The sequence below is a fragment of the Streptomyces sp. NBC_00091 genome (assembly GCF_026343185.1).
GTDB lineage: Bacteria > Actinomycetota > Actinomycetes > Streptomycetales > Streptomycetaceae > Streptomyces.
In genome coordinates this window covers 2,765,279-2,785,909 of record NZ_JAPEMA010000001.1, presented here as the reverse complement: position 1 = coordinate 2,785,909, position 20,631 = coordinate 2,765,279, and the positions used below count along the sequence as shown (strand labels likewise).

Annotated in this window: 15 protein-coding genes; 12 read left to right on the top strand and 3 right to left on the bottom strand. The window is 73.7% G+C overall.

Annotated features, from left to right (window positions below):
• Positions 1-66: 66 nt before the first annotated feature.
• On the bottom strand, positions 67-435 hold the full coding sequence (locus OOK34_RS12775; RefSeq protein ID WP_267033972.1) for a hypothetical protein: 369 nt from the start codon (positions 433-435) through the stop codon (positions 67-69).
• Positions 436-640: 205 nt separating this feature from the next.
• Here OOK34_RS12775 and OOK34_RS12770 point away from each other — a divergent pair, with 205 nt between their 5' ends.
• The 4 genes from OOK34_RS12770 (at position 641) to OOK34_RS12755 (ending at position 6,139) form a co-directional block, all read left to right on the top strand.
• Positions 641-1,468: a hypothetical protein gene (locus tag OOK34_RS12770; RefSeq protein ID WP_267033971.1), complete on the top strand. Its 828-nt coding sequence runs from the start codon at positions 641-643 to the stop codon at positions 1,466-1,468.
• A gap of 70 nt (positions 1,469-1,538) precedes the next feature.
• Positions 1,539-3,530 (top strand): FUSC family protein, encoded by a 1,992-nt coding sequence (locus tag OOK34_RS12765; protein ID WP_267033970.1) that lies wholly within the window; start codon positions 1,539-1,541, stop codon positions 3,528-3,530.
• A gap of 630 nt (positions 3,531-4,160) precedes the next feature.
• Positions 4,161-4,877: a hypothetical protein gene (locus tag OOK34_RS12760; RefSeq protein ID WP_267033969.1), complete on the top strand. Its 717-nt coding sequence runs from the start codon at positions 4,161-4,163 to the stop codon at positions 4,875-4,877.
• Entirely contained in the window at positions 4,865-6,139 is a 1,275-nt protein-coding gene (locus OOK34_RS12755; protein ID WP_267033968.1) for a HAMP domain-containing sensor histidine kinase, read from the top strand. Before OOK34_RS12760 ends, OOK34_RS12755 begins: the two co-directional genes overlap by 13 nt.
• Positions 6,140-6,223: 84 nt before the next feature.
• Here OOK34_RS12755 and OOK34_RS12750 read toward each other — a convergent pair whose 3' ends face one another.
• Positions 6,224-8,311: a PhoX family phosphatase gene (locus OOK34_RS12750; protein ID WP_267033967.1), complete on the bottom strand. Its 2,088-nt coding sequence runs from the start codon at positions 8,309-8,311 to the stop codon at positions 6,224-6,226.
• A 296-nt stretch (positions 8,312-8,607) separates the two neighbouring features.
• Here OOK34_RS12750 and OOK34_RS12745 point away from each other — a divergent pair, with 296 nt between their 5' ends.
• The gene (locus OOK34_RS12745; RefSeq protein WP_267033966.1) at positions 8,608-10,554 is read left to right on the top strand and encodes a VWA domain-containing protein; all 1,947 of its coding nucleotides are present in this window, start codon (positions 8,608-8,610) and stop codon (positions 10,552-10,554) included.
• A gap of 91 nt (positions 10,555-10,645) precedes the next feature.
• Here the strand turns inward: OOK34_RS12745 and aspS are convergent, their stop codons facing one another.
• The gene (gene aspS, locus OOK34_RS12740) at positions 10,646-12,463 is read right to left on the bottom strand and encodes an aspartate--tRNA ligase (protein ID WP_267033965.1); all 1,818 of its coding nucleotides are present in this window, start codon (positions 12,461-12,463) and stop codon (positions 10,646-10,648) included.
• Between the two features lie 136 nt (positions 12,464-12,599).
• On the opposite strand from aspS, the gene OOK34_RS12735 reads away from it, so the two are divergent.
• The 7 genes from OOK34_RS12735 (at position 12,600) to OOK34_RS12705 (ending at position 20,550) form a co-directional block, all read left to right on the top strand.
• Positions 12,600-14,873, top strand: coding sequence for a SpoIIE family protein phosphatase (locus OOK34_RS12735; RefSeq protein ID WP_267036723.1), 2,274 nt, complete (start codon positions 12,600-12,602; stop codon positions 14,871-14,873).
• A 55-nt stretch (positions 14,874-14,928) separates the two neighbouring features.
• Positions 14,929-15,996 (top strand): AI-2E family transporter, encoded by a 1,068-nt coding sequence (locus OOK34_RS12730; protein ID WP_267033964.1) that lies wholly within the window; start codon positions 14,929-14,931, stop codon positions 15,994-15,996.
• A 282-nt stretch (positions 15,997-16,278) separates the two neighbouring features.
• On the top strand, positions 16,279-16,587 hold the full coding sequence (locus tag OOK34_RS12725; RefSeq protein WP_267033963.1) for a hypothetical protein: 309 nt from the start codon (positions 16,279-16,281) through the stop codon (positions 16,585-16,587).
• 154 nt (positions 16,588-16,741) lie between these two features.
• Entirely contained in the window at positions 16,742-17,671 is a 930-nt protein-coding gene (locus tag OOK34_RS12720; RefSeq protein ID WP_267033962.1) for a hypothetical protein, read from the top strand.
• The gene (locus OOK34_RS12715) at positions 17,668-18,189 is read left to right on the top strand and encodes a hypothetical protein (RefSeq protein WP_267033961.1); all 522 of its coding nucleotides are present in this window, start codon (positions 17,668-17,670) and stop codon (positions 18,187-18,189) included. The genes OOK34_RS12720 and OOK34_RS12715 overlap by 4 nt, the downstream gene beginning before the upstream one ends.
• Before the next feature lie 19 nt (positions 18,190-18,208).
• The gene (locus OOK34_RS12710; RefSeq protein ID WP_267033960.1) at positions 18,209-19,795 is read left to right on the top strand and encodes a peptidoglycan-binding protein; all 1,587 of its coding nucleotides are present in this window, start codon (positions 18,209-18,211) and stop codon (positions 19,793-19,795) included.
• A complete protein-coding gene (locus OOK34_RS12705; protein ID WP_267033959.1) occupies positions 19,792-20,550 on the top strand; it encodes an ABC transporter ATP-binding protein in 759 nt (252 codons plus the stop codon). The genes OOK34_RS12710 and OOK34_RS12705 overlap by 4 nt, the downstream gene beginning before the upstream one ends.
• The last annotated feature ends 81 nt before the right edge of the window (positions 20,551-20,631 follow it).

Sequence of the window (20,631 nt, the reverse complement as noted above, 5' to 3'; positions counted from 1 at the left end):
CGGCCGGACACGGGAACGCGCCGGTTCCCGCACCCCGTCGGCGGGGTGCGGGAACCGGCGCCGGGCTCAGTCCTCCCGCGTGTAGTACCGGTAGAAGGCGGTGAGCCCGACACCCAGGGCCACGAACAGGCCGACGGTGGTGGAGCGGAGCACGGACACGTTGGTCAGGCTGTGGAGATAGCCGACGGCGACGCCGCCGAAGACCCCGTAGGCGGTGGCGTGCAGTTCCCGCTTCAGCTTCGGGCCGACCCGCGCGAGGGCGAACATGCAGCCGGCGAAGAGCAGGCCGCACAGGATCCCGTAGAAGACGTTGCCCGCGTCGACCGGGCCCATCTGGCGGTTGATGAAGGCCGCCCAGACCCCGTAGACGAGGCCGAGCAGCAGCGGACGGGCCAGGGCGCTCTTGCTGACGTGCTGCGCGTCCGCCGACCTCATAGGACGGTGCCGCCGGGGAGCGGTGGGTGCCGCATGTGCCATGGCGGGGCTCCTCTCTTCCCACCACCAGGGCACACCCGGCGCCCCGGAGCGGCAAGTGGATCACCCGTCCGGGCGGCCTTGACCGTGCCACGGGAGGGATTTCGGGCCCCCGGACGCAGCAGTAGGGGTGGCGCCGGGCACCGCATCCGCTTTCCCTGGTGACGTGCGCACCTACCTGTCGGCGGCCCTCATCGTGCTCGTGGCCCTGCTCGTGCCCGCGAGCGCGGTCGCGTACTGGGCCGACCGGCGGCTGGGCGACGCCGACCACTACACCGCCGCCATGTCCCCGCTCGCCAGGGATCCGGCCGTGCAAGAGGTGGTCGTCACCCAGGTCACCCGGGCCCTGTCCGGGCAGATCGACGCGGGCCCCTTCCAGGGCGGCGTGGACGCCCTGATAGGCGAGGCCCTGCACTCCTTCGCCGGGACCCCCGCCTACCGGACGGCCTGGGACGCGGCGAACCGCGCCGCGCACACCGCCTTCCTCGACGCCCTGGACACCGGCCACGGGGACGCCCTCACCATCGACCTCGCGCCGGTGATAGCGCAGGTCAAGGGGGAACTCGTCGAGGACGGCGTGCCCTTCGCCGACCGCATCCCGGAGACCCACCTCTCCGTGAAGGTCATGGAATACGACAACCTCGGCGCGCTCCGGGAAGGGTTCCGCGTGCTCCAGATCGCCGGGGTCTGGCTCCCCGTACTGACCGTCGTGCTCGCCGTGGCGGCCGTGGCCGTCGCCGTCCGGCGCCGGCGCGCCCTCCTCGCGACCGGCGCCGGACTCGCGGTCGGAGCCGTCCTGCTGTGGGTGGCGGTGGGCGTGTGCCGCCGCCTCACCCTCGACGACCTGCCCGCCGACATCGACCGGGCCGCCGCCGCGGCCGTGTACGACGCCCTCACGGCGTTCCTGCGGACCACCGCCTGGGTGGTCCTCGCCGTCGGGCTCGCCACCGCACTGACCGCATGGCTGATGGGCCGGCTGCGCCGCACCCCATAAGCTCGGAAGGTACGCATCCTCCGCAGAAAACCCAGAACGACCGATTCGCGAGCGGCGACACGGAAGCGGAATGACCACCGAACGACGCACCGAGCACATACCGTCCGGGCGGCCCCGGCCCCACCCCCTGGCTCCCCCCGCCTGGCTGCTCGCGGGACTGCGGCCCAGCAGCGCCCCCGTCCCCTGGGCGGCGGCCGCCCGCGCCGGGATCGCGATGGCCACCCCCCTCGCCGTCGGCTTCGCCCTCGACGAGCCCGAATACGGGGCGCTCGTCTCCATGGGCGCCCTGGCCGGGGTGATCGGCGACACCGCCGACGCCTACCGGATGCGGGTCCTCAACATCGCCGTCCCGCAGGCCCTCGGCGCCGTCGGAGTCGCCGTCGGCACCCTCGTCTACGGGCACGGCTGGCTCGCCGTCGCCGTCCTCACCCTGATCGCCCTCATCTCCGGGATGATCTCCTCGATCGGCTCGGTCGCCTCCGTGTCCGGGCTGCTGCTCCTGCTCAACGCCGTCGTCGGGGCCGGGCTGCCGATGCCCCAGCCCTGGTGGACCGCGCCGCTGCTGCTCACCACCGGCGGCCTGTTCGTACTCGCCCTGACCCTGCTGGGCTGGCCCCTGCGCGGCCGGCAGCCCGAACGGGCCGCCGTCGCCGCCACCTACCGGGCGGTGGCCGACGCCCTGGAGGCCTGCGGCGGGCCCCCGACCGCGTACGACGAACGCCGGCAGGAGGTCACGCACGCCCTCAACCAGGCCTACGACCTCGTCCTGGGCCGCCGGGCCCGGGTGCACGGGCGCAGCCCCTCCCTGGTGCGGATGCTGGCCCAGCTGAACGTACTGATCCCGCTGGTCGAGGCCGCGCCCGCCGCCCACCTGCGGGGGCTGCCGCTGCCGCCCGAGATCCCGGCGGCGGTACGGGAACTGGCCGTCGCCGTCGAGGAGGGCCTCACCGGGACCCCCGTCCTCACCCTGCCCGCGCCGCACAGCCCGTCCGAGCGGGCCATCGACTCCGCCCTGCGGCACGCGGCGGCCATCGTGCACCTCGCCGAACCGGACCCGTACAACGTCGACGACCGCCTCGGCCGGCCGGCCGCCCTGCGGGTCCGCGCCCGGCGGGGGGTGCGCGACATGATGCTGTCCGAGGCCTCCTGGCGGTACGGGCTGCGCCTGGCCCTGTGCATCGGGCTCGCGCAGTCGCTCGTCTCCCTCATCGAGGTGGAGCGGTCCTACTGGGTCGCGCTGACCGTCACCTTCGTCCTCAAGCCGGACTTCGGGTCCGTGTTCTCCCGGGCCGTACTGCGCGCCCTGGGCACGGCGGCCGGGCTGGTCCTCGCCGCCGCCGTCCTCGCCGAGGTGCCGCGCGGCTGGTGGGACGTCCCGGTGATGGTGCTGCTCGCCGCGCTGATCCCGGCGTTCTCCGCGAAGGGCTACGCCTTCCAGACCGCGGCCATCACCCCCGTGATCCTGCTCCTGTCGGACCAGCTCAACCACGAGGGCTTCGACCTCATCCTGCCCCGGCTGGTCGACAGCCTCATCGGCTGCGCCATCGCCCTCGTCGCCGGCTACCTGCTGTGGCCCGAGAGCTGGCACACCCGGATCGGGGACCGGCTCGCCGACGCCGTCGACGACGCCGCGCGGTACGTGGAACGCGCCTTCGCCCCCGTCACCGGTGAGGCCGCGCTGCGGGCCGCCCGGCAGTCCCGCCTCCAGGCCCGGCGCCGCATCTACCGCGACCTCTCGGGGGTCCGCAGCGAGTTCCAGCGGGCCCTGACCGAACCCCCGCCGACGGGGAGCCGGGCCGCCGCGTGGTGGCCGCTGGTGGTGGCCGTCGAACGCATCGTGGACGCCACCACGGCCGCGCGCGTCCGCGTCAACCACGGCGCCGAGCCGCCTGCGGCGGGCGAGGTGGACCGGATCGCGCGGCAGCTGCGCGAGCTGGCCGAACGGGTCCGCGCCAGCCCCACCCCCGTCCGCGTCGACCTCCCCCCGGAGGACGACACCTCCAGCGTCCTGGCCCCGGTCCACCACGAGCTGGCCGCGGCCCGCGCCATTGCCCATTTCTGACGCGGTCCTCGCACCGCTCAGCGCTGGCGCGCCACGCCTTCTTCACGCGCCGCTCGCGCGGCTCGGCCCTGGCGGGCCTCTCCGGCTTCGCGCCGCTGCGCCGGACTCCGTCCGTCGGTGGCGGGGCGGGGCCACGGGCCCCGGCTGGGGTCCGGCGGTCGTCTGCGGGTGGTTGCCGCTGCGCGGGGCTGTCCCCTACCCACCCTTCCACCGGTCTCCCCCAGACTCCGTCCGGGGGGACCCCCAGCCTCAAACGCCGGCGCGGCTCCCAAGCCCTGGGCAGGGCTGTGCGCACCAGCGCGGCTCACTACACGGCGCTCCGCGCCCGCGCCTCAAGCGCCGGCGAGGCTGGAAGTGCCCTCCGGGCACAGCTCAGCCGAATCCAGCCTCGCCGGCGTTTGAGGCGCGGGGTCTGGGGGCGGAGCCCCCAGGGGGTCCGGGGCGCAGCCCCGGGGAACGGGCGAAGGGCGGGTAGGGGACCCAGCCCCGCGCAGCGGCCCACCACCCGCAGACGACCGCCGGCCCGGACCCGGCCCCTGGCACGCCCGGCCGGGCAAGGGCAGCGGCCCACCCACCACGGATGGCCCAGTGGTCGGGCCGGACACCGCGCGGCGAGGCAGCATCAGAGGCATGCGCAGCCCCCACTCACTGGCCCTAGCCGCCCTCCTGGCGGCCACGGCGGCCACGGCCGGGTGCGCCGACGTGGAGGGGCTGCGCAGCGCCGGCGACCTCGGCACGGCGCACGCCCCCAAGACCCTGTGGAAGGGCTACCGCCCCGACCCGCCGGGCCCCGGCCAGCAGCCCGGCGCGGCCGCCCTGGTGCCCGGGCTCCCCAAGGCGGGCGGCCCGAGCATGCGCGGGGTGGACGCGCTGTCCGTCGTACGGGCCGACATCACCTCCGCCACCGCCGAGGACCGCGGCACCGGCCGGCTCGTCGACCCCCGGGCGGTCCAGCGGCTCGCGCTCTGCACACAGGCTGTGGACGGCGGTCCGTCCTGCCCGGTGCGCCCGGCGGTCCTCCACGACCTGACCGGCGACGGCAGGGAGGAGCTGATCGCCGCCCTGGACGTGGACGGCCGGCTCACGGAGCTGCGGGTCTACACCGTCCGGAACGACGGCAGGATCGCCCGGATCCTGTCCCGGCGCGGGGTGCTGGAGGGGGTGGAGGTGGCCGCCGAGCACCTGGCGGTCCGCGAGCCGACCTCGAACCCCGCCTACATCTCCGTCTCCGACTACGTGTGGGACGGGAAGGCCGGGAGCATGAGCCTGTCCCAGCTCACCCTCGACGACTGCCCCACCATCACGGACGTACCGCTGAGCGGGGACCGGCAGCGATGCGCGCGCTGAGCAGCCTGCGCTGGAGGATCGCCCTCACCACCACCCTGGTGTGCTGCACGGTGGCCGCCGCCCTGGGGATCCTGGTGCACAACGTGGTCGCCCGGCAGGTGGTCGGCGAGGTCCGCAAGGACGTGGACCGGGACCTGGACCACGCCCTCGGCCACTACGAGTACGGCACCGCGCACGGGGACGTGAACATCGCCCTGGACCCGCCCGGCCTGCCCGGCCCGCTGCGCGAGCTGGTGGCGCGCGGCCGGACCGGCAGCATGGTCGGCACGTACGAGGGCAAGCCCGTCATGTGGGCCGCCGGACCCGCCGACCAGAAGCCGCTGGCGGTCTGGATCCCGTACGGGAGCACGCGCGACAGGCTGCGGGACCTCGACACCGCGATCCTGGCCTCCTCGGCGCTCGCGGCCGGGGTGGTGGCCCTGGCGGGCCTGTTCCTCGCCGACCGGATCAGCCGCCGGCTCGCCACGACCGCCGCCGTCGCCCGCCGGATCAGCGCCGGTGACCTCGACGCCCGGGTGGGGTTCCCGGCCGACACCGGACCCGGCGGCGGCCCGGGCGGCGGCCCGCGCCGCTCGCGCGACGAGGTACGGGACGTCGCACAGGCCCTGGACTCGATGGCCGCCTCGCTCCAGCAGCGGCTGGAGGCGGAGAAGCGGTTCACGGCCGATGTCGCGCACGACCTGCGCACCCCGCTGACCGGTTCGCTGGCCGCGGCCTCGTTGCTGCCGGAGGGCCGCCCGAAGGAGATGATCAACGACCGGCTGGATGCCCTGCGCCTGCTCACCGAGGACCTGCTGGAGATCTCCCGGCTGGACTCGGGGGTGGAGCGGGCCGAGCTGGCCCAGGTGGAGCTGGGCCGGGCCGTGGAACGGGCCGTCGCCGGGACCCGGCTGGCCGCCGAGGTACGGGTGCTGCGGGACGCGGTGGTGCTCACCGACCGGCGGCGGCTGGACCGGATCATGGCCAACCTGCTGGTCAACGCCCACAAACACGGGCGGCCCCCGGTCGAGGTGACGGTGGAGGGGCCGGTGGTGGTGATCCGCGACCACGGCGACGGCTACCCGGCCGAGCTGATCGAGCAGGGCCCGAAGCGGTTCCGCACCGGGGACCCCGGGCGCGGCCGGGGACACGGGCTGGGCCTGACCATCGCGGTGGGCCAGGCGGCCGTGCTGGAGATCGAGCTGAGTTTCGCCAACGCCCCGGACGGGGGTGCGCTGACGACGCTCCGGCTGCCGGTGGGGCGGCTACCGGAGGGAAGTTGACCGGCCGAGGGAAGGTCCGGGGGTTGCGTTTCACGTGAAACACAACCCCGGTGGCCGGTCAACTCGCCCTGCTCACCGGCCGGATCAGACGCCGATGTTCTTGCCGTCCTTGCGCCACACGGACACGACCGCCGGGCGGACGATCTTGCCCGGGCCGTCGGGCCACACCGACTGCGGCTTCTCGACGGACGCGCCGTCGAGCTCGCCCGGGTGCTGGACGGCGACCAGGACGCGCTTGTCCTGGATGATCGGACCGCAGGTCTCGGCGCCGCGCGGGACGGTCAGGAACTGCTTCAGCTCACCGCGGCGCTCGCCGAAGGTCGCGACGCCGAACAGGCCGTCGTGCGAGCCGAGCTGGTTGCCGTCGGTGGAGATCCACAGGTTGCCGTGCGGGTCGAAGGCCACGTTGTCCGGGCAGGAGATCGGGCTGACCTTGTCCTTCGGGAAGCCCGCGAAGTAGGTGGCCGGGTCGTTCGGGTCGCCGGCGACCAGGAACAGGCGCCAGGCGAAGCCGTCGCCCGCCGGGTCGTCGAAGTTCTCGGCGAGCTCCAGGATCTGGCCGTGCTTGTTCAGGTTGCGCGGGTTGGCCTCGGTCGCCCCCTCCGCCTTGCCGGGCTTGCCGCGGTCGGTGTTGTTGGTCAGCGCGACGTAGACGCGGCCGGTGCGCGGGGAGGGCTCGACGTCCTCGGGGCGGTCCATCTTGGTCGCGCCCACCTTGTCGGCGGCCTGGCGCGTGAAGACGTAGACCTCCTCGGCGGTCATGCCCTCGACGTGCGAGACGTTGCCGGTGGCCAGCTTGATCCAGACGCCGGAGCCGTCGAACTCGCCGTCGGAGGGCAGCTTGCCGGAGCCGTCGAACTGGGCCGCCGGGGAGTCGCCGGTGAGCTTGGCGACGTAGAGGGTGCCCTCGTCGAGCAGCGTGAGGTTGTGCTCCTTCGCCGCGCGCGAGTTGCCCTTCTGCATCCGCTTCGAGGAGACGAACTTGTAGAAGTAGTCGAAGCGCTCGTCGTCGCCCATGTAGACGACCGGGCGGCCGTCCTCGGTCAGGCGGGGCTGCGCGGCCTCGTGCTTGAAGCGGCCGAGCGCGGTGTGCTTGCGGGGGACCGAGTTCGGGTCGTACGGGTCCAGCTCGACGACCCAGCCGAAGCGGTGCGACTCGTTGGGCTCCTGCGCGACGTCGAAGCGCTTGTCGAAGCGCTCCCACTTGCGCTCGGTGGCGCCGGCGGAAACGCCGTAGCGCTTGAGGCGGGCGGCCTGGGTGGGGTCGGTGACCTGGCCGGCGTTGCCGAAGTACTGGTTGAAGTTCTCCTCGCCGTGGAGGGTGGTGCCCCACGGGGTGGTGCCGCCGGCGCAGTTGTTCAGGGTGCCGAGCACCTTGGTGCCGGTGGTGTCCACGGAGGTCTTCAGCAGGGCGCTGCCCGCGGCCGGGCCGGTCATCCGGAACTCGCTGGTCGCGGTCAGGCGGCGGTTGAGCTCGTGGCGGGTGACGGCCGTCAGCTTGCCGCTGCGGTGGTCCTCCTGGACGACGACCACGGACAGGCCGTGCGCGGCCCAGGCGATCTCCGCCTGCTCGCGGGTCGGGTTCGCCGGGTCGTAGCCCTTGAACATGAGGTTCTCGTCGGTGTACTCGTGGTTGGCCACGAGCAGCTGCTGGCGCTCGTACTTGCCGCCGAGCGGGAGCAGGCTCAGGAAGTCGTTGTTGTAGCCGAACTGGCCGGCCTGGGCGGCGGCGGTCTGCTTGTCGGCGTTGAAGGCCGGGGCGCCCTTGATGATCGGCTCGCCCCAGCGGATGACCACGTTCTGCTCGTGGCCCTCGGGAACGGTGACCTTGTCGTCGGTGTTCGGCGCGACGGGCTTGAAGCGCAGACCGCGGGCGGCCTCGCCACCCGCGCGCTTGGCCTCGGCGTCGGACGCGGGGGCGGCGCTGGCGCTCTGGCTGCCGCCCGCGCCGAGGGTGACGGCGGTGCCGGCGGCGGTGGCGACCGTGACGATCGCGGCGGTGCGCAGCATCGAGCGGCGGGAGTAGGCGCGGGCTATGACGTCGCCGGCGTACTCGTTGTCGCTGGTGTTGGGCACCTCGTGGAAGCATGCGTCGCCACAGCGGTAGCGACAGGTGAGAGCGGAACGGCCGCTCCCATGCGGGTTGCCGATGAGCGGCAGGAGCTTGCGCACGAGGTGTCCTCCGGTGAAGTGCACGGCGCCGACAACGTGTCGGTAGGAATCCAGCCGTGACGGTAGGCGGGGGTTGCGCCGATGCGGCGGCGCGGGGATGAACGCTGAATGAACCCGGCACGGCGGAGGGGCAGTTCGGGTAAGGGGCCCGGTTGGGTGGGCAGCCGGGCGCCACGAAGGGCGCCCCTGCCGAAGTTCCAGCCACGGGGCCGATAACCTTACGTGTCCACTCTGGGCAGGGATCAACCGCGCAGCACGGACAAATGACGCACGCACTCATGCGAAAGGCCTGGCCCATGGGTATTCGGAGCTTGTTGCGCAAGGTGTTCGGACGGGCTGCGGAGCCGGTCCCCGAGACGTCGGGCACCCCTTCGGCGGCCGTCCCGAGCCAGACCGAACGCACCCCCCTGGACGTGGCCGCCGAAATGGTGGCGGCGTCCTTCGACAATCCGACGGTCCCGCCGCAGTCGGCGCCGCGCGACCGCGAGCCGGGCACGCTGCTCACCGCCCCGGCCCCCACCACGGACCCCACGGTCCCGGAAGCCCGCCGCCCCGTGCCTCCGGCGGTTCCGGAGCCCGCGGGAGCTCCCACGCCCCCGCAGCCGCCCACCGAGGCCCCCGCGGAACCCGAGCCGGTCGCCGTAGCGGCGCAGGCCGAGCCCCCGGCTCCCGCCGAGGAGCCCGCGCCGACTGCCGTCGAGGCGCCCGCAGAACCCGCGCCTGCGGCGCAGACCGGGGCCGAACCGGCCGCGGAGGCCGTCGAGGCCCCCGCGCCGTCGGCACAGGAAGCCCCTGAGAACCAGGTCCCGACCGACACCGAACCCGAGCCCCAGGCCGCGCCCGCCGCCGAGGCGGAGGTAGCGGCCCCCGAGGCCGAGCCCGTCGCCGCTGCGGCAGCCGCCGAGCCGGCGCCGGAGGCCGAACCGGTCGCCGCCGCCGAGGTGGAGGCCGAGCAGGCCGCCGACGTAGCCGCCGTCGAGGCTGAGCCTCAGGCCGGCCTGGCGGCCGTCGAGGCCGTCGAGGCCGTCGAGGCCGTCGAGGCCGTCGAGGCCGTCGAGGCCGTCGAGGCCGTCGAGGCCGTCGAGGCCGTCGAGGCCGTCGAGGCCGTCGAGGCCGTCGAGGCCGTCGAGGCCGTCGAGGCCGTCGAGGCCGTCGAGGCCGTCGAGGCCGTCGAGGCGACGGCACAGGAGAGCTCCGAGCCCCAGGCCGGGCCCGCCGCCGAGGCGGAAGCCGCGTCGGACGAGGCCGCGCCGCAGGTGCACGAGGAGCCCGCCGCCGAGGCGGAGGTAGCGGCCCCCGAGGCCGAGCCCGTCGCCTCTGCGGCAGCCGCCGAGCCGGCGCCGGAGGCCGAACCGGTCGCCGCCGCCGTCGAGGCGGACGCGGCCGACGCCGGACTCGAGCCCCAGGCCGACCTGACGGCCGTCGAGGCCGTCGCGCCGACGGCGCAGGAGGGCTCCGCGCCCGCCGCCGAGGCGGAAGCCGCGTCGGACGAGCCCGCGCCGCAGGCGCAGGAGGAGCCCGCCGCTGCGTCAGCCACCGAGCCGGAGCCGGAGGTCGTCGCCGAAGCGTCGCCGCAGGCGGAAGGGGCTGCCGTCGCCGCGGCAGCGGTGCGGCGGAGGGCGGCCGGGGTGGCCGGGGCGTACAAGGCCGCCGGGCAGGTGCTGCGGGCCAAGGGCAAGGCCGGGGCCCGCGCGAAGGTGTACCTCGTACTGGACCGGTCCGGCTCGATGCGCGGGTTCTACAAGGACGGCAGTGCCCAGCACCTCGCCGACCACGCCCTCGCCCTCGCCGCGCACCTGGACGAGGAGGCCACCGTCCACACGGTGTTCTTCTCCACGGAGCTGGACGGCACCGCCGAGCTGACCCTCGACGGCCACGACGGGGCCTGGGTCGAGGCCCGCCACGCCGAGCTCGGCCGGATGGGCCGCACCAGCTACCACGTGGCCGTCGAGGCGGTCGTCGAGCGCTACCAGAAGGACGGCGGCACGGGCCCGGCCCTGGTCGTCTTCCAGACGGACGGCGCCCCCGACAACCGCCAGCCGGCCCGGCAGGCGATCGCGGACGCCGCCACCGCCGCCCCCGGCATCCACTGGCAGTTCGTCGCGTTCGGCGACCACGACGCCAAGGCCTTCGACTTCCTGCGCAAGCTGGACGCCGAGAACGCCGGCTTCTTCCACGCCGGCCCGGCCCCCACGGAGCTGACCTCCGCCGCCCTCCTCAAGGGCATCCTCGAGCGGTTCTAGCAGCGGCAGCGACAGCCGCAGCGACTGGCACGACGAAGGGCCCGGGATCCGCCAGGATCCCGGGCCCTTCCGCGTCACCGGAGCGGCAGCGTTACCGCGCGGCGTCCGGGTGGACGGCCTCGGCGATCGGCTTGGCGTCCGCCGGCTTGGTCTCGACCGGCTTGCGCAGGGCGATGTTCAGCTCGCGCAGGCGGGACTCCTCCAGCACCGTCGGCGCGCCCATCATCAGGTCCTGGGCGTTGCCGTTGAGCGGGAAGGCGATGGTCTCGCGGATGTTCGGCTCGTCGGCCAGCAGCATCACGATGCGGTCCACGCCCGGGGCGATGCCACCGTGCGGCGGGGCGCCGAGACGGAAGGCGCGCAGCATGCCGGCGAACTCGCGCTCGACGGTCTCGGCCTCGTAGCCGGCGATCTCGAAGGCCTTCAGCATGACCTCGGGCTCGTGGTTGCGGATGGCACCCGACGACAGCTCGATGCCGTTGCAGACGATGTCGTACTGCCAGGCCAGGATGTCGAGCGGGTCCTTCTCCTCGAGGTCCTTCATACCGCCCTGCGGCATGGAGAAGGGGTTGTGCGAGAAGTCGATCTTGCCGGTCTCCTCGTCCTTCTCGTACATCGGGAAGTCGACGATCCAGCAGAAGCGGAAGACGTTCTCCTCGAACTGGCCCGCGCGCTTGGCCGCCTCGACGCGGACGCCCGACATGATCTTGGAGACCTCGTCGAACTCGCCCGCGCCGAAGAACACCGCGTGCCCGGCCGCCAGGCCCAGACGCTCGGTGAGGACCTTGACGTTCTCCTCGGTGAGGAACTTGGCGATCGGGCCGGTGAGCCCGCCGTCCTCGCCCACGCGGACCCACGCCAGGCCCTTGGCGCCCAGCGAGATCGCGTACTCGCCGAGGCCGTCGAAGAACTTGCGCGGCTGGGCGGCGGTGTCCGGGACGGCCAGCGCGCGCACGTGCTTGCCGGCGAACGCCTTGAACTCCGAGCCCTCGAACACGTCGGTGATGTCGACGAGCTCCAGCTTGGCGCGCAGGTCGGGCTTGTCGTTGCCGTACTTCAGCATCGACTCGCGGAACGGGATCCGCGGGAAGGGCGAGGTGACCTCGCGGCCCTTGCCGAACTCGGTGAAGATCTCCGTCATCAGCCGCTCGATCGGCTGGAAGACGTCCTCCTGCTCGACGAAGGACATCTCGACGTCGAGCTGGTAGAACTCGCCCGGCGAGCGGTCGGCGCGGGCGTCCTCGTCGCGGAAGCACGGCGCGATCTGGAAGTACCGGTCGAAGCCGGAGATCATCAGCAGCTGCTTGAACTGCTGCGGCGCCTGCGGCAGGGCGTAGAACTTGCCCGGGTTCAGGCGGGACGGGACGACGAAGTCACGGGCGCCCTCGGGGGAGGTCGCGGTGAGGATCGGGGTCGCCATCTCGTTGAAGCCGAGGGCCACCATCTTGGAGCGGATGGAGGCGATGACGGCCGAGCGCAGCATGATGTTGCGGTGCATGCGCTCGCGGCGCAGGTCGAGGAAGCGGTACTCCAGGCGCCGCTCCTCGTTCACACCGTCGTCGGTGTTGATCGTGAAGGGCAGCGGGGCGGAGGCGCCGAGCACCTCGACCTCGGAGACCTCGATCTCGATCTCACCGGTGGGGAGCTCGGGGTTCACGTTGTCGGCGCCGCGGGAGACGACCTTGCCGTCGATGCGGACGACGGTCTCCTTGGTGACGCTGCTGAGCGCCTCGTTCGCGGCGGTGCCGGGGCGGGCCACGAGCTGCGTGATGCCGTAGTGGTCACGCAGATCGATGAAGAGGATGCCGCCCAGGTCTCGACGATTGTGCAGCCAGCCGCTCAGCCGGACGTCGGAGGCGACGTCGGAGGCACGGAGCTCGCCGCACGTGTGGGACCTGTACCGATGCATCAGTCATCCAGTTCTACGCGATACCAGGGTGGATTCAACCGTCCCAAGGTTACCGTCCGGGCGGCGCACCGCGCGGGCGCGCCCGACGAGGGTCCTGAACAGGCAGGCCGGCGGGATGACCTGTAAAGATGACCGGGTGCGCACCGAGGACGTCCTGGCCGCCATCGCGACGGGTCTGTGGCGATGGGACAACGCCTCCGGGACGGTCACCCTCGACAGCGAGGCCGCCCGGCTGCTCGGGCTGCCCGCCGAGCCCGCCGTGCTGCCCGAGGTCGCCGTGCGCTCGCGCTTCCACCCGGTCGACTGGAACGAGATCAACGGCATCGTGACCCTGGCCGTCGCCGAGGGCACCCTCGCCGAGGCCCGGCTGCGGATCATGGACGAGGACGGGCGCGTGCTGCGCACCGTACGCAGCCGCTCCAAGCCCCTGGAGAACCGGACGGCCGACGGCCGCACGGACTACGAGCTGATCGGCACCATCCAGGAGATCGCCGAGCCCCAGCCCGGCACCACCGCCGCGCACACCCCGATCACCGGCGACTGGCGGCGCTCCCGCGAGGCCTTCCTGCTGGACGCCGGCCGGGCCCTGGCCGAGGCGCGCTCCACGGCCGAGGTGCTGCGGGTGGCGGCCTCGCTGTCCATGCCGGGCTTCAGCCCCGACGGGCTGGCCGTCTTCGGGATGGCGGGCGACCGGCTGTCGGTCATCGGACACCACGGGCACGCCCCCGGCGACGAGGCCCCCTTCACGGACATGGCGCTGGCCACCGACTACCCGGCCGCCGAGGTCGTACGGACCGGACGGGCGATCTACCTGCCCACGCCGGAGGACTACGAGCGGCGCTTCCCGGTCACCTGGCCGCTGGCCCGGCCCTTCGGCCGGGCCTCCTGGGCCTTCCTGCCGCTGATCGTGGCCGGGCGGACCATGGGGGCCTGGATGGCCGCGTTCAAGCACCCGGTGACCTTCTCGCCCGACGAGCGGTCCGTGCTGACGACGGTGGCCCGGATGCTGGCGCAGGCCCTCCAGCGGGCCGGTGTGGCCGAGTCCGAACGGGAACTCACCACCGGCCTCCAGCGGTCGATGATGCCCCAGCTCGGCCCGCGGATCCCCGGCATGACCATCGCCGCGCGCTACGTCCCCACCGGCGGCGGACTCCAGGTCGGCGGCGACTGGTACGACATGATCCCGCTGCCCTCGGGACGGTTCGCGCTGGTCATCGGCGACGTCCAGGGGCACGACGTACGGGCCGCCGGGCTGATGGGGCAGCTGCGGATCGCCGTACGGGCCTACGCGTCCGAGGGGCACCGGCCCGACGCGGTGCTGTCGCGGGCCTCCCGCTTCCTGGACGGGCTCTGCTCCTCCCAGGAGGAGGAGGCCGGGGCGGGGGAACACGGCTCCGCCGCCGAGTCGGACCTCCTCAGCCCCCGCTTCGCGACCTGCCTGTACGTGGAGTGCGACCCGGAGACCGGGATGCTGGAGGTGGCCCGGGCCGGGCACCCCGATCCGGCGATCCGGATGACGGACGGCACCGTGCTGATGCGGCCGACGGCCGGCGGGCTGCCGCTCGGGATCGTCCCCGACACCGACTATCCGACCACCCGGTTCGCCCTGGAACCCGGCGAGACGATGATGCTGTGCACCGACGGGCTCATCGAGACCGGCGGGCACGACCTGGAAACCGGCTGGGCGCGGCTGCGGGCGATCCTGGAGTCCGACGCCGACATCTACGGCCCCGGCGAGCCCACCGGCGCCGGACTCACCGCCGGCCACCTCGAACGCCTCGCCGACCTGCTGGTCCAGGCCGTCCACGGGCCCTCCTCGCACCACACGACCGGCCCGCTGGCCGACCGCCGCGAGGACGACATAGCCGTGGTGCTGCTGTGCCGCGAGGGCGAGGGCTGCGGCTGCGGAACGCCCCTGGCGCACCCGGTACGGCCCGCCCGGCGCACCGTGCTGACCGTGGCCCAGGCGGAGCCGGAGCGGATCGCGGGCGCGCGCCGGCAGGTCCGGGAGCTGCTGCACGACTGGTCGGACACGGAACAGGTGGACTCGGCGGAGCTGATGGTCTCCGAGATGGTGACCAACGTGCTGGTGCACACCGACGGCGACGCGCTGCTGGTCGCGGAGGCGGTGGGCGAACTGGGCACCCGGCGGCTGCGCGTGGAGGTCGCCGACGCGAGCGACGAGCTCCCGCACAAGCGGCACCCCGGGGAGATGGCCTCCAGCGGGCGCGGTGTGCTGCTGATGGAAATGCTGGCCGACACCTGGGGCGTCGACCCCAGGGGCGCGGGCAAGTCGATCTGGTTCGAGCTGTACGAGCGGTCCAAGCCCGACGACGCGGCCGAGAACGCCGGGAACGCCGACGATTCCGACGCCGAGTCCGACGCCGAGTCCGACGCCGCGAACGCCTGAGGCCTGCGACGATCAGGGGGCGTGACTCCCCCGAAGCCGAAAGGTGGACCCGGCGATGCCGACGACCCCCCTGCTGCCCGAACCGGTGCGGCGGCTGGCCGCCTGGTGCGCCGTCGTCCTGCTCGTCACCGGTGTGGTCGCCGTCGGCGTATGGCTCTGCGTGATCCTCAAGACCGCCGTCACACCGGTCCTGCTGGCCCTGCTCGGCACCGCGCTCCTCGGCCCGCTGCACCGGCGGCTGATCCGGCTGAGGGTGAACCGCTCCGTCGCCGCCGCCCTCACCTGCCTGGCCGTCGTGGCCGTCGTGGGCGGGGCCACGTACGTGGTCGTCGCCGCGCTCATCGAGACCGGCGACCAGATCGTCGCCGCCCTCAAGCGCGCCGGCCAGGACCTCGCCGAGCACTTCGGGGCCGCGGGCACCTCGCTCCAGGACCTGGCCGCCAACGCCAAGGAGCTGCTCACCAAGTTCGGCGGCACGGCCGCCTCCGGCGTCATCACCGGCCTCAGCGTCGTCGGCGAGATGATCGCCACCGCGGTCCTCGCCCTCCTGCTGATCTTCTTCTTCCTGCGCGACTCCGACCGGGCCGCCGGCGCCCTGCGCTCCCTCGCCCCGCGCGCCACCGGGGACACCGTGGAGGCCATGGCCCGCCGCGCCTACCAGGCCGTCGAGGGCTTCATGCGCGGCACCACCTTCATCGCCGCGATCGACGCCGTGTGCATCACGGTCGGGCTGCTGGTGCTGCGCGTACCGGGCGCGGTCGGGCTCGGCGCGCTGGTGTTCGTCGGCGCGTACATCCCCTACCTGGGCGCCTTCATCTCCGGCGCCGTCGCCGTGCTGGTCGCCTTCGCCGACCGGGGGTGGATCATCGGGCTGTGGGCGCTGGGCGTGGTGCTGGCCGTACAGGTGCTGGAGGGCCACGTCCTCCAGCCGATGATCCAGAGCCGGACCGTGCAGATGCACCCGGCGGTGGTGATGCTGGCGATCACGGCCGGGGCGAGCGTGGCCGGAATCCTCGGGATGCTGCTCGCCGTACCGCTGACGGCGGCCGCTTTCGGGGTGCTGTCGGAACTGCGGGGCCGCTACGCGCCGCCGAAAACCGGACAACCGCGAAACGGCCTCTGATCATCCATTAGGGGAGGAGCCGGGCATACCGTTTCCGCGTGGCGCCCCCTCCTGCGCGTTTACGGAAACGGATCTGAATGGTCCGTGCCGAAGATCTCCGGCTCGAAACATCGCATTCAAGCCGGACTCGGCCGTACCCCCGATACCCCCTGGCACCGCATTGTCGTTCGTGCCATCGTCTAGCACCGGACCGGGGGGATCCGTCGCGACTCATTCGTCGCAGGCTCGTGGAATTCCTCTCGGCCGGATCACGATCTGTCGGCTCATCGAGAGGATGACAACGTGCGCAAGGCAACCAAGGCCCTGGCCCTCGCCCTTTCCACCGTCGCGCTCGGCCTCGGGACGGCCACGGCCGCCTCGGCCGGCGACTACCTGCAGGACGGCGTCCGGCTCCGCGTGACCCCGTACACCAGCGACACCCGGGTCACCGGTCTCGGCTACCGCAGCCAGACGATCTCGCCCATCTGCTACGACAACGGCACGAGCGTGAACGGCAACGAGTGGTGGACGAAGCACAAGAACAACAGCACCGGCAAGATCGGCTTCAGCTCGGAGACCCTGCTCGCCAGGTGGGCCTCCACGCACTGCTGATCCACTGATCTGCTGATCCACCGGATGCGCCAGATCCACTAGATCCACTAGATCCACCGTGCGCAGTCACCCGTGCCGGGACCGCTGGAATCGGTCCCGGCACCGGGCTCGCCCGGCAGTTTAGGGCCACCCGTACACCACGGAAAGGTCGATCGTGTCGCGCTCCATCCGGCCCCGCCACGCTCGCGGGCCCCTCGGCGCACTGCTCCTCGCCGCAGCCCTGACCGCCTGTTCCGGCGGATCCGCCGACGGCGGCGGCCCGGGCTCCGGATCCGGTTCCTCGCCCGGGGCCGAACCCCGGATCAAGGTCACGCCCCAGGCGGACCCGGCCCGTGCCGGACTGCCGCTGGACGCCTACGCGTTCGACAAGGACCAGCTGAAAACCATGCAGCAGGCGCAGGACATTCTCACCGACGCCTGCATGCACCGGCTCGGCTTCTCCTCCTTCAGGAATTCGAATACCTACGTCGTGACCGGAACGGAACGCGGCAGCACCGGAATCGGCCTCGTCGACGCCGAATACGCGAAGAAATTCGGCTACCGGAACGGCGCCTTACCCGACCGTCCCCGCGATACGAAGAAACAGGACCCGAACGAGGCCGCCGCCCTGTTCGGCCCGCAGAACGGCGCACCCGCGCAGCCCGGCGCACCGGAGGGCGGCTGTTCCGGGGAGGCCACCCGCAAGCTGTACCCGGAGAGCGGCAAGGCCGGTACCAAGCTGCTGGACGAGCTGACGCAGCAGGCGAACGACCGGGCGCGGGGCGACAGCCGGGTCCTCGCCGCCATCGGGCAGTGGAGCAGCTGCATGCGCGACGCCGGCTTCCAGGTGAAGACCCCCTGGGAACTCCAGCAGATGGAAGGCACCCGGTGGACCGGGCCCGTCACCTCCGAGGAGATCACGGCGGCCACCACGGACGTCGGCTGCAAGCAGAAGAGCAAGCTCACGGACACCTGGGCCGCCGCGCTGACGGCGTACCAGAACACCGCCGTGGAGAAGAACAAGGAAGGGCTCGACCAGGAGAAGAAGCACCTGGACGAGCAGGTGCGGACCGCCGGGAAGGTCCTCAAGGACGGTACGGCGTGAGGCGCTGGTGGGCGGCCGCGGCCCTGGTGCTGACGCCCGCGCTCCTCGCCACCGGCTGCGACCAGGCGTCGGGATCGCCCCGGTCCGCCCCGGCGTCCACCGGCCCCGCCCTGGTGCCGCCGGCCGGCGACGTCCGGCAGGCGTACGACACGTACTGGGCCGACCTGCTGGCCGCCGGACAGCGGGCCGACCCCGAGGACCCGGCCCTCGCCCGGAGCACCACCGGCGCCCAGCTCGACAACATGCGCGGCATGCTGCGCCGGTTCAGCGAGGCGGGGCAGGTCGTACGCGGCGACGTCGGGCACCGGATCGACGGCATGGAGATCACCGGCGCGCGGTCGCGGGTCCTCCAGGACTGCGTGGACCTCGACCGCTGGCTCATCTACGACCGGGCGAGCGGCGCCCCCACCGACCAGCTGAGGGACAAGCCCTCACAGCTGTCGTCCTTCACCCTCGTCACCGAACGGCTGGGCGAGCCCTGGAAGGTCACCTCGGTCGTGGTGCTCGGCGAATGTTGAACGGAGAGATGGGTTTCACGTGAAACATCAAGAGGCCGCCGCAGCCGAGGAGCAGGAACAGCCCGAGGAATCCGGGGAGTCCGAGCAGTCCACCGGCTCGGACGACGGCTTACGGGCCTCCCTCGGGCGGCGGCGGCGCGTGCTGCTCTGGGTGGTCGTGGGGGCCGTGGCGCTGACCGGGGCCGGCGTCGGCCTCGCGAGCACCCTCCGGTCCCCCGCCCAGGTCGCCGCGGACGCCGCACCGCCGCCCGCGTCCACGCTGGCCGACCGGGTCGAACGGCGGGTGCTGACCTCCTCGGTGGTGGTACGCGGCACCGTGGCCGCCGAGCAGTCGCTGACCGTGTCCCCGGGAGGCGGGGCCACCGGCGGGGCGAAACCCGTGGTCACCCGGGTCGGCAAGCAGCCCGGCGCGTCGGTCCAGGCGGGCGAGGCCCTGGTCGAGGTGTCGGGGCGCCCGGTGTTCGCCCTGCCCGGGGCCCTGCCCGTGTACCGGGACCTCAAGCCCGGGGCCACCGGCAAGGACGTCGGGCAGCTCCAGGCCAGTCTGAAGGCGCTGGGGCACTCCACGGGAAGCGACCCGGAGGGCACGTACGGGGCCGGGACCAAGGCCGCGGTCACCAAGTTCTACGCCGCGCTCGGCTACAGCCCGAGGCCGGCCGATCCCGGGGACGCGGAGAAGGTGCAGGCCGCCGAGGACGCGGCCGACGCGGCCCAGCGGCAGGTCACCACCGCCAAGAACGCCCTCGCCCAGGCCAGACAGCCGGGCGGTAGCGGCGGTTCCGGCGCTTCCGGTGCTTCGGGCGGCTCCGGCGGCCGCACCGGCGGTACGGGCGGCGGTACGGGCGGGGCCGCGGCCGGCGGCGGGGGCGTCTCGGACGCGCAGCTCCAGCTCACCTTCGCCCAGCAGGACCTCGCCAAGGCCACCACCCGCCTCGACGCGGCCCGCGCGGCGGCGGGCCCCATGGTCCCGGCCGACGAGCTGGTCTTCGTCAAGGGCTTCCCGGCCCGGGTGGACGCGGTCAAGGCGGCGGTCGGCGAGCCCGCGCCGGAGGGGCTGCTGACCCTGTCGGCGGGCGCTCCGGTGATCCGGGCCTCGCTCCCGGCCCACCAGCGGGACCTGGTCAAACCCGGGATGAAGGTGGAGGTGCTGTCCGAGGCCACCGGGCTGACCGCCGCCGGGACCGTGGCCTCCGTGGCCCCGTCCCCCACGCCCGCCGCGGCCGGTTCCCCCGGCGGCGGCGCCGGGACCGCCGCCCCGGACCCCGCCCAGGAGCCGGGCGGGTACGCGCTCACCGTCACCCCCGACCAGGCGCTGGACGCCAAACTCGCCGGGCAGGGCGTACGGCTCACCGTGACGGCGGCCTCCTCCGGCGAGCCGGTGCTCGTCGTCCCGCTGTCGGCCGTCTCGGCGGGCGCGGACGGCCGCACCACGGTCACGGTGCTCGGCGCGGACCCCGCCGCCCCCGGCCCCGCGGGCGCGGCTTCCCGGCGCCGGGTCGAGGTGCGCGCCGGCATGTCCGCCGACGGGATGGTCCAGGTCGAGCCGGTCGGCGGCGGGGCGCTGGCCGCCGGGGACCGGGTCCTGGTCGCACAGGCGGCGCCGTGACGGCCGCTCCCCCGGTGGTCCGCTTCGAGGGGGTCGGGCTGACCTACCCGGGACCACCGCCCGTGGAGGCGCTGCGGCCCTGCGAGCTGACCGTCGCGCGCGGGGAGTACGTCACCGTGGTCGGGCCCTCCGGCTCGGGGAAGTCCACCTTCCTGAACGTCGCCGGGCTGATCGACGCCCCGACCCGCGGCCGGTACCTGCTCGACGGGATCGACACCGGCGCGCTGCGCGACCGCGACCGTACCGCCCTGCGGGGACGGCGCATCGGCTTCGTCTTCCAGTCCTTCCACCTGCTGGCGCACCGCACCGCCCTGGAGAACGTCCGCCTGGCCATGGTCTACAACGGAGTCCCCCGCGCGGAGCGCGCCGCCCGGGCCCGCGACGCCCTGGAGCGGGTCGGCCTCGGGCACCGCACCGCCCATCTGCCGACCCGGATGTCCGGCGGCGAGCGCCAGCGCGTGGCCATCGCCCGCGCGCTGGTCGCCGGGCCCTCCCTGCTGCTGTGCGACGAGCCGACGGGGAACCTGGACACCGCCACGGCCGGCGCGGTGCTGGCCCTGCTGGACGAACTCCACGCCGACGGGCTGACCCTGCTGGTCATCACGCACGACCCGCGCGTCGCCGACCGGGGCGGGCGGACGGTGTCCATCCGCGACGGCATCCTCGAACCGGGCCCCGCCGGAACACCCGAAGGAGCCGGGACGAGCCCGGGGACAGGAGCCGGGACGGGCGCGGGGACGGAGGCCCGGACGTGAAGTGGCCCCTCCCAAGCCGGCTCCGCGCCCGGCTCCGACCGCGGCCGCAGACCCCGGACGGCGGGCCCCCGCAGGTCCCGC

Bases quoted from the DNA above. Each gene is read 5' to 3' on its own strand.
- OOK34_RS12745 (WP_267033966.1), top strand. From the start codon at position 8,608: ATGGGTATTCGGAGCTTGTTGCGCAAGGTGTTCGGACGGGCTGCGGAG.
- OOK34_RS12755 (WP_267033968.1), top strand. From the start codon at position 4,865: ATGCGCGCGCTGAGCAGCCTGCGCTGGAGGATCGCCCTCACCACCACC.
- OOK34_RS12730 (WP_267033964.1), top strand. From the start codon at position 14,929: ATGCCGACGACCCCCCTGCTGCCCGAACCGGTGCGGCGGCTGGCCGCC.
- OOK34_RS12760 (WP_267033969.1), top strand. From the start codon at position 4,161: ATGCGCAGCCCCCACTCACTGGCCCTAGCCGCCCTCCTGGCGGCCACG.
- OOK34_RS12775 (WP_267033972.1), bottom strand. From the start codon at position 435: ATGAGGTCGGCGGACGCGCAGCACGTCAGCAAGAGCGCCCTGGCCCGT.
- aspS (WP_267033965.1), bottom strand. From the start codon at position 12,463: ATGCATCGGTACAGGTCCCACACGTGCGGCGAGCTCCGTGCCTCCGAC.
- OOK34_RS12765 (WP_267033970.1), top strand. From the start codon at position 1,539: ATGACCACCGAACGACGCACCGAGCACATACCGTCCGGGCGGCCCCGG.